12 protein-coding genes are annotated in these 13432 nt (G+C 71.2%); 10 read left to right on the plus strand and 2 right to left on the minus strand.

The annotated features are described in order from the left end of the window. Positions 1-96 precede the first annotated feature (96 nt). Entirely contained in the window at positions 97-558 is a 462-nt protein-coding gene (locus ACZ7CH_RS38855) for a MarR family winged helix-turn-helix transcriptional regulator (RefSeq protein WP_470376229.1), read from the minus strand. 57 nt (positions 559-615) lie between these two features. Between ACZ7CH_RS38855 and ACZ7CH_RS38860 the strand changes: the two genes are divergently transcribed. The 9 genes from ACZ7CH_RS38860 to ACZ7CH_RS38900 all read left to right on the plus strand — a co-directional run bounded on the left by ACZ7CH_RS38860 (position 616) and on the right by ACZ7CH_RS38900 (position 11979). Further along, positions 616-2598, plus strand: coding sequence for an MMPL family transporter (locus ACZ7CH_RS38860; RefSeq protein WP_458433119.1), 1983 nt, complete (start codon positions 616-618; stop codon positions 2596-2598). Beyond that, positions 2599-3717, plus strand: a complete 1119-nt coding sequence (locus tag ACZ7CH_RS38865) for a winged helix DNA-binding domain-containing protein (protein WP_470376230.1) — start codon at positions 2599-2601, stop codon at positions 3715-3717. Positions 3718-4148: 431 nt separating this feature from the next. After that, positions 4149-4247, plus strand: a complete 99-nt coding sequence (gene kdpF, locus ACZ7CH_RS38870) for a K(+)-transporting ATPase subunit F (protein WP_065920105.1) — start codon at positions 4149-4151, stop codon at positions 4245-4247. After that, positions 4247-5869, plus strand: a complete 1623-nt coding sequence (gene kdpA / locus ACZ7CH_RS38875; RefSeq protein ID WP_470368434.1) for a potassium-transporting ATPase subunit KdpA — start codon at positions 4247-4249, stop codon at positions 5867-5869. Before kdpF ends, kdpA begins: the two co-directional genes overlap by 1 nt. Next, the gene (kdpB, locus tag ACZ7CH_RS38880; protein ID WP_470376231.1) at positions 5866-7815 is read left to right on the plus strand and encodes a potassium-transporting ATPase subunit KdpB; all 1950 of its coding nucleotides are present in this window, start codon (positions 5866-5868) and stop codon (positions 7813-7815) included. Before kdpA ends, kdpB begins: the two co-directional genes overlap by 4 nt. A gap of 2 nt (positions 7816-7817) precedes the next feature. After that, positions 7818-8348: a potassium-transporting ATPase subunit C gene (locus tag ACZ7CH_RS38885; protein ID WP_470376232.1), complete on the plus strand. Its 531-nt coding sequence runs from the start codon at positions 7818-7820 to the stop codon at positions 8346-8348. Further along, complete coding sequence (locus ACZ7CH_RS38890; protein WP_470376233.1) at positions 8323-10821, plus strand: DUF4118 domain-containing protein; 2499 nt, start codon at positions 8323-8325, stop codon at positions 10819-10821. Before ACZ7CH_RS38885 ends, ACZ7CH_RS38890 begins: the two co-directional genes overlap by 26 nt. Then, positions 10818-11495: a response regulator gene (locus ACZ7CH_RS38895; RefSeq protein WP_360387972.1), complete on the plus strand. Its 678-nt coding sequence runs from the start codon at positions 10818-10820 to the stop codon at positions 11493-11495. The genes ACZ7CH_RS38890 and ACZ7CH_RS38895 overlap by 4 nt, the downstream gene beginning before the upstream one ends. Positions 11496-11655: 160 nt before the next feature. After that, positions 11656-11979, plus strand: a complete 324-nt coding sequence (locus tag ACZ7CH_RS38900) for a hypothetical protein (protein WP_470376234.1) — start codon at positions 11656-11658, stop codon at positions 11977-11979. 9 nt (positions 11980-11988) lie between these two features. Here ACZ7CH_RS38900 and ACZ7CH_RS38905 read toward each other — a convergent pair whose 3' ends face one another. Continuing rightward, a complete protein-coding gene (locus ACZ7CH_RS38905; protein ID WP_470376235.1) occupies positions 11989-12525 on the minus strand; it encodes a TetR/AcrR family transcriptional regulator in 537 nt (178 codons plus the stop codon). 107 nt (positions 12526-12632) lie between these two features. Between ACZ7CH_RS38905 and ACZ7CH_RS38910 the strand changes: the two genes are divergently transcribed. Continuing rightward, positions 12633-13427 carry an ABC transporter permease gene (locus tag ACZ7CH_RS38910; RefSeq protein ID WP_458433111.1) on the plus strand — a complete coding sequence of 265 codons (795 nt, stop codon included), beginning with the start codon at positions 12633-12635 and terminating at the stop codon, positions 13425-13427. Positions 13428-13432 lie beyond the last annotated feature (5 nt).

Below are 13432 nucleotides of genomic sequence, written 5' to 3' on the forward strand. Positions count from 1 at the left end.
GTGTGCCGATGGGATGCGTCAGACACATCCACTCCGCCCGGAGGTCCTCCCATGTTCAACCCGACACGCCGTCAACAACCTGATTAGTCACTACATCTAGGCGGGCGGGGTGAGGACCTCCGCGCGCACCCGTGCCGTCGCCGCCGTCGTGGACGCGAGGAAGTCGGCCACCACCCGCCGGTCCTCGGGGGTCATGGCGCCCCACGTCGCCGCGAACTCGCGGGCGAGCGGCTGGAAGAACGTCGAGGCCAGTGCCTCCGCCGGCGCGTGCACGCGCAGTTCCACGCGGCGGCGGTCACCGGGGCTGCGGTCGCGGCTCACGTGGCCGGCGCGTTCCAGGCGGTCCAGCACCGACGTCGTGGCGGAGGCGCTGAGGTTCAGGGCGCGGGCGAGTGTGCCCGGTGTCATGGGGGAGTGGGCGGTCATGAGCAGGTTCAGCGCTGTCATGTCGGTGGAGTGCAGCTCGTGGGCCGCGCTGAAGATCTCCAGGAACCGGTTCGACTCCATCACCAGCGCCCGCACCAGCATGCTGAGTTCGTAGTCGCTTGCGTCGCTCACCCCGCCAGCATACTGTTTCGGTCATCGAAACTTTCGACGATCGAAGGACATAGGCTCATGAGGGTGCTCGCCGGGTTGCTTCTCGTCGTGTGGCTGGCGGTGGGAGGGTTCACCGGGCCGTACGCGGGCAAACTGTCCGAGGTCGCCGAGAACGACAGCAGCGCGTTCCTGCCGAACTCGGCGGAGTCCACACAGGTCGCGGAGCTGCAGAAGAAGTTCCAGCAGACCAACGCCATCCCCGCGATCGTGGTGGCCGAACGCCAGGGCGGGCTCACCGCGGAGGACACGCGGTTCCTCGCCGATCGGGGCAAGGGGTTCCAGGCCTCGCCGGTCATCCCGTCCCAGGAGGACGGGGACGCGGCGCAGATCGTCGTCCTGCTCGACCCGGCCAAGGACGTCAAGGACGGTGTCGCGGAGCTGCGGGACGGCTCGCGCAGCGCGCCGCAGGGGCTGACGGTGCTGGTCACCGGGCCGGCCGCGCAGGTCGCCGACCTGGTCGAGGCGTTCGGCGGGATCGACGGGTTGCTGCTGCTGGTCGCCGGCGCGGTGGTCGCGCTCATCCTGCTCGTCGTCTACCGCAGCCCGCTGCTGCCGCTCGTGGTGCTCGTCTCCGCCGTGTTCGCGCTCGGGCTGGCCAGCTTCGTCGTCTACCTGCTCGCGAAGTACGACGTGCTCGCGTTGAACGGCCAGAGCCAGGGCATCCTCTCCATCCTGGTCTTCGGCGCCGCCACGGACTACGCACTGCTGCTGGTGTCCCGCTTCCGCGAGGAGCTGCGGGACGAGGAGAACAGGTTCACCGCCATCCGCTCCGCCTGGCGCGGCACGGTCGAACCCATCGCCGCTTCCGCGGGCACGGTCATCCTCGGCGTGCTGTGCCTGCTGTTCAGCGACCTCGACTCCAACAAGGGCCTCGGCCCGGTCGCCGCGATCGGCATCGGTGCCGCGCTGCTCACGGCCATGACGTTCCTGCCGGCGGTGCTCGCCCTGCTGGGACGGGCCGCGTTCTGGCCGTTCGCGCCGAAGCTGGGCTCCCCGCACCCGGAGACCAGCGGGCTGTGGGGGCGCGTGGCCGCCCTGGTGCGCCGCAAGCCGCGGGCCATCTGGATCGTCACCGCGCTGGTGCTGCTGGCGGGAGCGGCGTTCCTGCCGCAGCTCAAGGCCTCCGGCACGGCGCAGTCCGACGTGTTCCTCACCGAGGTCGAGTCCGTGGCCGGCCAGGAGGTGCTGTCACGGCACTTCCCCGGCGGCACCGGCTCGCCGACCGTCATCATCGCCAACGAGGGCAAGACCGCCGACGTCGTCGCGAAGGCCGCTGTGGACGGTGTGGCGAACGTCCGGCCCAGCGGGACCGCCGACGGCCTGGTGCGGATCGAGGCCACGCTCGCCGACGCGCCGGACTCCGACGCGGCGGTCGCCACGGTCGAACGCATCCGTGCGGCGGTGCACGGCGTCGAGGGCGCGGACGCGAAGGTCGGCGGGCAGACGGCGACGTTGCTCGACACCAGGACGACCTCAGAACGCGACCGGCTGCTGATCATCCCGATCGTGCTCGTCGTGATCTTCCTGGTGCTGGCGCTGCTGCTGCGGTCGGTGCTGGCGCCGTTGCTGCTGATCGGGACGGTCGTGCTGTCGTTCGCGGCCACCATGGGCGTGTCGGCGCTGGTGTTCAACCACCTGTTCGACTTCCCCGGCGCGGACCCGGTGGTGCCGCTGTTCGGGTTCGTGTTCCTGGTGGCGCTGGGCATCGACTACAACATCTTCCTCATGACCCGCGTCCGCGAGGAGACGCAGCAGCTCGGCACGGTCGAGGGCACCATCAGGGGCCTCAGCCTGACCGGTGGCGTGATCACGTCTGCGGGGGTGGTGCTGGCGGCCACGTTCGCGGCGCTCGCGGTGCTGCCGATCCTGTTCCTCACCCAGATCGCGTTCATCGTGGCGTTCGGCGTCCTGCTCGACACGCTGCTGGTGCGGTCGCTGCTGGTGCCCGCGCTGTCGGTGGACATCGGCGGCCGGATCTGGTGGCCCTCGAAGCTGAGGTAGGTGAGGATCACCCGCATGACCCCGACGCCACGACAGCTCAACCGCGCGACGCTCGACCGCCAGCTGCTGCTGCGGCGGGAACCGGTGGACGTGCCCAGCGCGGTCGAGCGGGTCGTGGCGATCCAGGCCCAGGAACCGGCCTCGCCCTACCTGGCCCTGTGGAACCGCGTCGCCGGCTTCGACCCGGCCGACCTGGACGCCGCGTTCGCCGGCGGCACGGTCCGCAAGGCCACGCTGATGCGGATCACCCTGCACGCGGTCACCGCCGCCGACCACGAGGTGTTCCACCACGCGATGCTGCCCGCACTGCGCGCGTCACGGTTGTACGACAAGCGGTTCAAGGCCATGGGCATCACCGTGGACCAGGCCGACGCACTGCTGGAGCACGTGCTCGCGTTCGCCTCGGTGCCGCGGGCGAAGGCGGAGATCGAGGAGTTGCTGCACTCGCACGCCGGTGACGTCGGCCAGCCCGGTGTCTGGTGGGCGCTGCGCACCTACGGCGGGCTCGTGCACGCACCGACCGGCGGACCGTGGTCGTTCGGGCCGCGCCCGTCCTACCTGGCCGCGCGCACCGGGAGCAGGGAGCAGCTGGAGTGCGTGGCCGAGCTCGTCCGCCGCTACCTCACCGGCTTCGGGCCCGCCACCGTCGCCGACGTCAACCAGTTCACGATGCTGCCGCGCGGCACGATCCGCGCCGCCCTGGAGCTGCTGGACCTGGAACGGCACGGCGAGCACCTCGACGTGCCGAACCGGACGGTCCCGGACGAGGACACGCCCGCCCCCGCGCGGCTGATGGCGATGTGGGACAGCACTTTGCTCGCCTATGCCGACCGCAGCCGGATCATCCCGCCCGAGTACCGCAAGGTCGTCATCGGCAACAACGGCGACACGCTGCCCACCCTGCTCGTGGACGGGTACGTGGCGGGCGTGTGGCGCCCGCTTGCCGACGGAGCTATTGAGATGACCGCCTTCCACGCCCTGAAAGAGGACGACTGGGCGGCGCTGGCCGTGGAAGCGTCGGCGGTGCGCGAGTTCCTCGGTGACCGCGAACCCCAGGTCTACAAGCGCTACGGCAGGTGGTGGAGCGGCCTTCCGGCCCACGACGTTCGCACTGTGTGAAACGGCAACCTCTACAAAGGACTTCCACTGGGTCAGAACACCCGCGTGCAGAACGCCTGGACGGCGTACCGCAGCGGTCGCTGACCCTGCTGACACCGGGCCGCGTCCACCCTGGGCGCGGCCCGGTTCCGTTCAACGCCGGCCGCGCCGTGACGCCTCCCGCGCGAGAACCTCACGCACCGTGACCCCTGAGGGCCCTGACGGGTGAGACCCACGTCTCCCCGGCCTCAAGAACGCGTAAAGGTCGGCCCCCACCCCGTAAGGACGCTGTCAGGCCTCCCCTGAACAGGTGTTTCCTCGTGCACGCTTCCGCTCGTCATGGAAAAACCTGTCGTTGAAGGGAGCGGCGTCATGGCCGACCTGGCCTACGCGTTGCTGCTGATCGGGAGTTTCGTCGTGCTGGGACTGACGGTGCGCGGACTGGAGAAGCTGTGAGCACGGGACTCGTCGCGAACGCCGTCGCCGGCGTCCTCGCGCTCGCTCTGATCGTCTACCTGTTCGTCGCGCTCGTGAGGCCGGAGAAGTTCTGATGTCACCTCTCGTGGCCGGCCTGGCCCAGGTCGGCATCCTGTTCGCGGCACTGGCGGTCGTGTACCGGCCCCTCGGCGACCACATGGCCCGCGTCTTCCAGCGCGAAGGCCATTCCAGGGCCGAGGCGGCGATCTACCGCTTCGCGCGGATCGACCCGGACGCCGAGCAGAGGTGGAGCACCTACGCCTACGGCGTGCTGGGCTTCTCGTTCGTCGGCATCGTGTTCCTCTACGTGCTCCAGCGCGTGCAGTCCCTGCTGCCGTTCGACTTCGGCCGCGGCAACGTCGGACCGGGCATGGCGTTCAACACCGCCATCAGCTTCGTGGCCAACACGAACTGGCAGTCGTACGTGCCGGAAGCGGTTATGGGCCACACGGTCCAGATGATCGGCCTGACCGTGCAGAACTTCGTGTCCGCCGCGGTCGGCCTCGCGGTCGCCGTCGCGCTGGTCCGCGGGTTCGTCCGCAGCCGGACCGACCGGCTCGGCAACTTCTGGGTCGACCTCGTGCGCGGCACGCTCCGCATCCTGTTGCCGATCGCGTTCCTGTTCGCCGTCGTGCTGATCGCCTTCGGTGTCACGATGAGCTTCAAGTCCGGAGTGGATGTTGACGGTCAGCTGGTCGCCAACGCTCCCGTTGCCGGTCAGGAGGCCATCAAGGAGCTCGGCACCAACGGTGGCGGCATCCTCAACGCCAACTCCGCGCACCCGTTCGAGAACCCGAACGAGTGGTCGAACCTGATCGAGGTCTTCCTCATCCTGGTGGTCCCGGTCGCGCTGACCCGCACGTTCGGCGTGCTGGTGGGGGAGAAGAAGCAGGGGTACGTGCTGCTGGGCGTCATGGGCGGCATCTGGACCGCGATGCTCGCGGTCATCTGGGGTGCCGAGGCGAACGGCGTCCGGCCGTTGGAGGGCAAGGAGCTGCGGTTCGGCATCCCCGGCAGCGCGATCTTCGCCGACGCCACCACCGGCACCTCGACCGGTGCGGTGAACTCGTTGCACGACAGCTACACCGGGCTCGGCGGCGGCGGGGCGCTGCTGAACATGCTGTTCGGCGAGATGACGCCGGGCGGTGTCGGCACCGGTCTCTACAGCATCCTCGTCATGGCGGTCATCGCGATGTTCCTCGCGGGCCTGATGGTCGGCCGCACGCCCGAGTACCTCGGCAAGAAGCTGGGGCGCAGGGAGGTCACAGCCGCGGCGGTCTCGATCCTCGCGATGCCCACGGTGCTGCTCGTCGGCGCCGGCATCGCCGCGGTCCTGCCCAGCACGCGGGCAGCGCTCAACAACCCCGGCTCGCACGGGTTGTCGGAGATCCTCTACGCCTACGCGTCGGCCTCCAACAACAACGGCAGCGCGTTCGGCGGCATCACGGTCACCAGCGACTGGTTCCAGTCGTCGCTGGGCCTGTGCATGCTCTTCGGCCGGCTCGTCCCGATAGTCGCGGTGCTGGCACTGGCCGGATCGCTGGCGGCGCAGAAGAAGGTGCCGGTCACCGCGGGCACGCTGCCCACCACCGGCCCGCTGTTCGCGACCCTGCTGGCCGGGTCGATCGTCCTCGTCGCCGCGCTCACGTTCGTTCCCGCTCTCGCTCTCGGTCCCGTCGCGGAGGCACTGCTGTGACCACGAAACCCGGTCTCGCGGCCGCCCTGCCAGAGGCGTTGAAGAAGCTCCACCCGCGGCACCAGCTGCGCAGTCCCGTCATGTTCGTCGTGTGGGTGGGTTCGGTGCTGGTCACCGTGTTCGCGGTGACCGAGCCGCGCGTGTTCACCACCGCCGTCGCCGCGTGGCTGTGGTTCACCGTGCTGTTCGCGAACCTCGCGGAAGCCGTCGCGGAAGGCCGCGGCAAGGCGCAGGCGGACTCGCTCAGGAAGACGAAGGAAGACGCCGTCGCGAGGCTCGTCAGCGGCGGCGTCGTGCCCGGCACCGAACTGGAGGTCGGCGACCTGGTCGTCGTCGAGGCCGGTGAGGTCATCCCCGGCGACGGTGACGTGGTCGAGGGCATCGCGACCGTGGACGAGTCGGCGATCACCGGCGAGTCCGCACCCGTCATCCGCGAGTCCGGCGGCGACCGGTGCGCGGTCACCGGTGGCACGACGGTGCTGTCGGACCGGATCGTCGTGCGGATCACGACCAGGCCGGGCGAGTCCTTCGTGGACCGGATGATCGCACTCGTCGAAGGCGCGGAACGGCAGAAGACGCCGAACGAGGTCGCGCTGACGATCCTGCTGTCGACGCTGACGATCATCTTCCTGCTGGCCGTCGTCGCGCTGCAGCCGTTCGCGATCCACTCCGGCGGCGAGCAGTCGGTGGTCGTGCTGACCGCGTTGCTGGTCTGCCTGATCCCGACGACGATCGGCGCACTGCTGTCCGCGATCGGCATCGCCGGCATGGACCGGCTGGTGCAGCGCAACGTCCTGGCCACGTCGGGCAAGGCCGTGGAGGCCGCCGGTGACATCGACACGTTGCTGCTCGACAAGACCGGCACGATCACGTGGGGCAACCGGCGCGCGACCGAGTTCATCCCGGTCGGCCCGACGTCCGAGGAGGAACTGGTCGCGGCCGCACGGCTGGCGAGCCTCGCCGACGACACCCCGGAGGGCCGCAGCATCCTCCAGCTCGCCGGCGGTGCACCGGCGAGCGACCACGAGAAGACCGGCGAGTTCGTCGCGTTCACGGCGCAGACCAGGATGTCCGGCATCGACCTGGGCGACCGCAGCATCCGCAAGGGCGCCGCGTCCGCGTTCGAGCTGACCGACACCGCACGCGAGATCGTGGACGAGATCAGTGCCCAGGGCGGAACCCCGCTCGTCGTGGCCGAGAACGGCCGGGTGCTGGGGATCGTCCGCCTGTCCGACGTCGTGAAGCCCGGCATGAAGGAGCGCTTCGCCGAGCTGCGGGCGATGGGCATCCGCACGGTCATGGTCACCGGCGACAACCCGTTGACGGCCAAGGCCATCGCCGAACAGGCGGGCGTGGACGACTTCCTCGCCGAGGCCAAGCCCGAGGACAAGATGGCCCTGATCCGCCAGGAGCAGGAGGGCGGCCGGCTGGTCGCGATGACCGGTGACGGCACCAACGACGCACCGGCGCTGGCCCAGGCCGACGTCGGCGTCGCGATGAACACCGGCACGTCGGCCGCGAAGGAGGCCGGCAACATGGTCGACCTCGACTCGGACCCGACCAAGCTGATCGAGATCGTGGAGATCGGCAAGCAGCTGCTGATCACGCGGGGGGCGCTGACGACGTTCTCCGTCGCCAACGACCTGGCGAAGTACTTCGCGATCCTGCCCGCGATGTTCGCGGCGATCTACCCGGCGCTGGGGCAGCTCAACGTCATGCGCCTCGCGACACCGCAGTCGGCCATCCTGTCCGCGGTGATCTTCAACGCGGTGGTCATCGTGGCGCTGATCCCGCTGGCCCTGCGGGGCGTCCGCTACCGGCCGTCCAGCGCCTCCGCGCTGCTGCGGCGCAACCTGCTGGTCTACGGCCTCGGCGGCATCGTGACGCCGTTCGCCGGGATCTGGCTGATCGACCTGCTCGTGCGACTCATCCCCGGGATCGGCTGACGATGACGAACTTCCTGAAGCAGTCGTGGGCGGGTCTGCGGATCCTGCTCGCGCTGACCGTGCTCCTCGGCGTGCTCTACCCGCTGGCGGTCTGGGGCGTCTCGCGCGTCCCCGGCCTGCACGCCAACGCCGAGGCCACCGGCACCACCCTGGTCGCCGTCGCACGCGAGGGCGACCGGTACTTCCAGCCGCGGCCCTCCGCGGCGACGCTGCCCGCCTCGGGCGGCTCGAACAAGGGCGAGCTGAACGAGGACTACACGAAGGTGGTCGACGAACGCCGCACGGCCGTGGCGCAGCGCGAAGGCGTGTCCGAGGACCGGGTGCCGCAGGACGCGGTGACCGCGTCGGCGTCCGGCCTCGACCCGCACATCAGCCCGGAGTACGCGGCGCTGCAGGTGCCTCGGGTGGCACGCGCGTCCGGGCTGTCCGAGGAGAGGGTGCGGGAGCTGGTGGCGGCCGGGACCTCCGGCACCTTCACCACCACGGTCAACGTGACGGCGCTCAACCGTGCCATCGACGCCGCCACCCGGTGACCGCCGCCGGGGCCAGCTGAGGATCCACCTCGGCGCCGCTCCCGGTGTCGGCAAGACCTTCGCCGTGCTCGGCGAGGCCCACCGGCGCCGGGGGCGGGGCACCGAGGTGGTCGTGGGACTCGTGGAGACCCACGGCCGGGAGAAGACCGCCGCCCTGCTCGACGGGCTGGAGGTGGTGCCGCGCACGCGGGTGCGGCACCGCGGCCTCGACGTCGAGGAGATGGACGTCGACGCGGTCCTCGCGCGCAGGCCCGAGGTCGCCGTCGTCGACGAGCTCGCCCACACCAACGCGCCCGGCTCCCGCAACGAGAAGCGCTGGCAGGACGTCGAGGAGCTGCTCGACGCGGGCATCGACGTGCTGTCCACGGTGAACGTGCAGCACCTGGAGTCGGTGAACGACGTCGTCGAACGCATCACCGGTGTGCGGCAACGGGAGACGGTACCCGACGAGGTGGTCCGCCGCGCGGACCAGGTCGAGCTCGTCGACCTCACCCCGGAGGCGCTGCGCCGCCGGCTCGCCCACGGCAACGTCTACCCGGCGCACCGCATCGACGCCGCGCTGGGCAACTACTTCCGGATCGGCAACCTCACGGCGTTGCGGGAGCTGGCCCTGCTGTGGGTGGCCGACCAGGTCGACGTGGCGTTGCAGCGCTACCGCAGCGAGAAGGACATCACCGACACCTGGGAGACCCGCGAACGCGTGGTCGCCGCGATCACCGGCGGACCGGAGAGCGAGACGCTGATCCGGCGCGCCCGCCGGATCGCGGTGCGGGCCGGTGCGGAGCTGCTGGTCGTGCACGTCCTGCGCGGCGACGGGCTGACCGGCGTGACGCACGGGCACATCGCCCGCTCCCGCAAGACCGCCGAGGACGTCGGCGCGACGTTCCACTCGGTGGTGGGCGACGACGTTCCGACGGCGTTGCTGGAGTTCGCCCGCGGTGTGAACGCCACCCAGCTGGTGCTGGGGACCTCACGGCGCTCGCGAGTCGCGCGGGCGTTCGACGAGGGCATCGGTGCCGCTGTCGTGCAGGAGTCCGGCGCGATCGACGTGCACATGGTCACCCACGACGAGGCCCGGCGCGGGCTGCGCTGGCAGGTCGGCACCGACCCGTTGCCGGTGCGGCGCAGGCTCACCGGCTGGGGCCTCGCCCTGGTGCTGCCCGCCGTCGTCACCGCCCTGGGCCTGCTGTGGCGCGACGAGCTGGACTTCTCCACCGACCTGGTGGCGTTCCTGCTCGCCGCCTGCGTCGTCGCCATCGCGGGCGGGCTGGGACCGGCGCTGTTCTGCGCGGTGCTCGGCGCCGGGCTGCTCAACTTCTTCTTCACCGAGCCCTGCCACAGCCTGGCCGTGCAGACGCCGGAGAACGTGATCACGCTGGCCGCCATGGTGATCGTCGCGACCGTCGTGGCGCTGACCGTCGACCGGGCGGCGCGGCTGGGGGAGCAGGGCGCGCGGGCGCGGACCGAGGCGGCGTTGCTGGCCTCGTACTCGCGGACCGTGCTGACCGCGCCGTTCCCGCTGGCGCGGCTGCTGGAGAAGATCCGGGAGAACTTCGGCCTGGACTCGGTGGCGCTGGTGGAGCGCAGAAACGGGGAGTGGTGCTGCGTCGACCGCGCCGGGCGGGACTCCGGTCCCGTGACCGACGTGACGGTCACCGGTGACGTGCGGTTGCGGCTGAGCGGACGGGTGCTGCCCGCGAGCGACCAGCGGGTGCTGGAGGCGGCGGCCGGGCAGACGTTCGTGGCGCTGCGGCACCAGCGGATGGCCGCTGACGCCCTGGAAGCACGGCGGAAAGCCGAGACGTCCGAGCTGCGCACGGCACTGCTGTCGGCGGTCGGCCACGACCTCCGCACGCCGTTGACGTCGATCAAGGCGGCGACCGCGAGCCTGCGGGACACCTCGCCGGCACTGTCCGAACAGGACACCGCCGACCTGGTGGAGACCGTGGCGGAGTCCGCCGACCGGTTGACCGGCCTGGTGGACGACCTGCTCGACTCGTCGCACCTCGCGACCGGCTCGGTCGAACCGGTGCTGCGGCCGGTCGGCTGCGACGAGGTCGTGGCACGGGCGCTCGCCGGCCTCGGCGGCGAGGTGTCGGTCGCGGTGGCGGAGGACCTGCCGCCCGTGCTGGCCGACCCGGGGCTGCTGGAACGCGTGGTGGTCAACGTCGTCGACAACGCGCTGCGGCACGGCAGCCCGTCGCCGGTGGCGGTCCGCGGCAGCCGCCACGGCTCCTCCGTCGAGCTGCGGGTCGTCGACCACGGTCCGGGACTGCCGAAGAACGCCGGGCACACGGTGTTCGCGCCGTTCCAGCGCCTCGGCGGCCGTGCCGCCACACCGGGCGCCGGCCTCGGCCTGAGCGTCGCCAAGGGCTTCACCGCCGCCATGGGCGGGGAGATCAGCGCGGAGGACACCCCGGGCGGAGGGCTCACGATCGTGATCTCCCTGCCCGTCCACGAGGAGGCGCCATGACGTCCGTTCTGGTGGTCGACGACGAACCGCAGATCGTGCGCGCGTTGAGGATCAACCTCAGCGCCCGCGGCTACGACGTGATGACCGCGTACGACGGCAAGTCCGCACTCGGCGTGGCCGTGGAGGGCAAACCCGACGTGGTCGTGCTGGACCTGGGCCTGCCCGACCTCGACGGCGTGGAGGTGATCGCGGGCCTGCGCGGCTGGTCCTCGGTCCCGATCATCGTCCTGTCCGCCCGTACCGACTCCGCCGCCAAGGTCGAGGCCCTCGACGCCGGCGCCGACGACTACGTGACCAAGCCGTTCGGCATGGACGAGCTCCTCGCCCGCCTGCGCGCGGCCGTCCGCCGCGGCCTCACCCGCGACGTCGCCGACCCGGTGGTCGAGACGTCGTCGTTCGTCGTGGACCTGGCCGCGAAGAAGGTCCGCCGCGACGGCCACGAGGTGCACCTGACGCCCACCGAGTGGGGCCTGGTCGAGGTCCTGGCCCGCAACCCCGGCCGGCTCGTGTCGCAGAAGCAGTTGCTGCGGGAGGTGTGGGGACCGAAGCACCTCACCGAGTCGCAGTACCTGCGCGTCTACTTCGCCCAGCTGCGCCGCAAGCTCGAAGCCGACCCCGCCCACCCCCGGCACCTGGTCACCGAACCCGGGATGGGCTACCGCTTCGAGCTCTGACGCGGTTGCGGGAGAATCGGCGGATGGTCACAGATCCGACGATGACCCGCATCGCCGAAGCCGTGGAGCTGCACCACCGCCGCGGTCAGCGGGAGCCGCCCGCGAGCTGTTCGCCCGGATCTGGGACGACATCGGCGGCACCGGGGGCGACCCGCTGCACGTGTGCGTCCTCGCCCACTCGATGGCCGACGTCCAGGACGACGTGCACGAGGAGCTGGTCTGGGACCTGCGGGCGCTGGCCGCCGCCGACTCGCTCACCGACGAGCGCACAGCGGAGGCCGGGGTGGCGCTGCCGGTGGCCGGGCTGTACCCGTCGCTGCACCTGAACCTGGCCGACTGCCACCGCAGGCTGGGCGACCTCGACCGCGCCCGCGACCACCTCCGGCAGGCGCGGGACACGATCGGCGTGCTCGGCGACGACGACTACGGGCGGCTCATCCGGGGCGGTCTGGACCGGCTGGAGCAGCGGCTGGCCGGTGGATGACCACCGGCGCTACCGCAGCAGGCGGCGCAGCACCTCTTCGAGGTCCGCGGGCTTCGGCGTTCCCGGCGACACCAGCGCCTGGTACAGCAACCCGCTGAACATCGCGGTGAGCGCCCGCGCGGTCGTCGAGTCCACTGTGGACTCGAAGACCTCGGTCAGCAGCCGGTCCCACGACGTGCTGGCCGCACGGAGCGCCGGCCGCCGCAGGGCACCGCCGTACAGCTCGTAGGCCAGCACGCTGGTCTGCCGGTGCTCGCTCGCCAGCAGGACGACGAAGCGCGCGAGCTCGGCGCTCAGGTCGGCATCGTCGGGCAGCGCGAGCGCCCACTCGCGCAGGCGTGCGACGTTGCGCTCGGCCACGGTGCGGACCGCGGCGTCGAGCAGCTCGTCGAGGCTCAGGAAGTGGTAGGTCGTGGAACCCAGCGGCACGTCGGCGCAGGCCGCGACGGCCCGGTGGGTCAGTGCCGGCAGGCCGCGCTCGGAGATCAGCTCGACCGCGGCCTCGATGATCCGCTCGCGGCGGTGGGGGTCGTGCCGCCGTGCCATCCTCGCTCCTACCGGTTCGCCGAGCCCGTGCGCAAGGGGCATTCTCGCGGAGGACCACGATACGGAACGGTCCTGACCGGCGATGTGTACGTCAGTACATTCACGGCGTGCCCAAGACCCGGACGTCGCAGTGGTTGCCGGTGCGGCTGATCGCCATCGCCGCGCTGTTCCTGGTGTGGCAGCTCGTCGCGCTGGCCCAGCTCTGGCCGGCGGCCGTGCTGCCGAGTCCCGTGCAGGTGTGGGACCAGCTTCTGTCCACTTCGGACTTCACGAACGGCCAGGGCGGCTACGCCGGTTCGACGCTGGCCGAACGGCTCGGCGTCAGCCTGCGCCGCGTCGGCTACGGGTGCTTCTACGGCGTGCTGCTCGGGCTCGTGCTCGGCCTGGCGATGGGGCTGGTCCCGGTCGTCCGAGCGCTGACCGAGCCCGCCGTGGCGTTCCTGCGCGCACTCCCGCCGCTCGCGTACCTGAGCCTGCTGGTGATCTGGTTCGGCATCGACGAGGAACCCAAGGTCTACCTGCTGATGATCGCCGCGTTCCCGCCGGTGGCCGTGGCCGCCGCGGCCGCGGTGAGCGGGGTCAACCGGCAGTACGTCGAGGCCGCGCAGGCGTTGGGCGCCAGCGCGTTCGACGTGGTCCGCGCGGTGGTCCTGCCCGCGTCGGGACCGGAGATCCTCACCGGTGTCCGGATCGCCGTCGGCATCGCCTACAGCTCCGTGGTGGCGGCGGAGACCGTGAACGGCGCGGACGGCATCGGCGGGATGGTGCTCAACGCCCAGCGCTTCAACCAGACCGCGGTGGTCGTCCTCGGTCTCTTCGTCATCGGCATCACCGGCCTGGTCATCGACTCGCTGATCGTGGCCGCCCAACGCGCGTTGTCCCCGTGGCGCGGACGCGCCTGAGACCG

The organism is Lentzea sp. NPDC037011 (genome assembly GCF_055607425.1).

What these genes read in the sequence shown, in the direction of transcription:
- kdpA (WP_470368434.1), top strand. Translation starts at nt 4,247, where the DNA reads ATGTCACCTCTCGTGGCCGGCCTGGCCCAGGTCGGCATCCTGTTCGCG.
- ACZ7CH_RS38860 (WP_458433119.1), top strand. Translation starts at nt 616, where the DNA reads ATGAGGGTGCTCGCCGGGTTGCTTCTCGTCGTGTGGCTGGCGGTGGGA.
- ACZ7CH_RS38885 (WP_470376232.1), top strand. Translation starts at nt 7,818, where the DNA reads ATGACGAACTTCCTGAAGCAGTCGTGGGCGGGTCTGCGGATCCTGCTC.
- ACZ7CH_RS38905 (WP_470376235.1), bottom strand. Translation starts at nt 12,525, where the DNA reads ATGGCACGGCGGCACGACCCCCACCGCCGCGAGCGGATCATCGAGGCC.
- ACZ7CH_RS38895 (WP_360387972.1), top strand. Translation starts at nt 10,818, where the DNA reads ATGACGTCCGTTCTGGTGGTCGACGACGAACCGCAGATCGTGCGCGCG.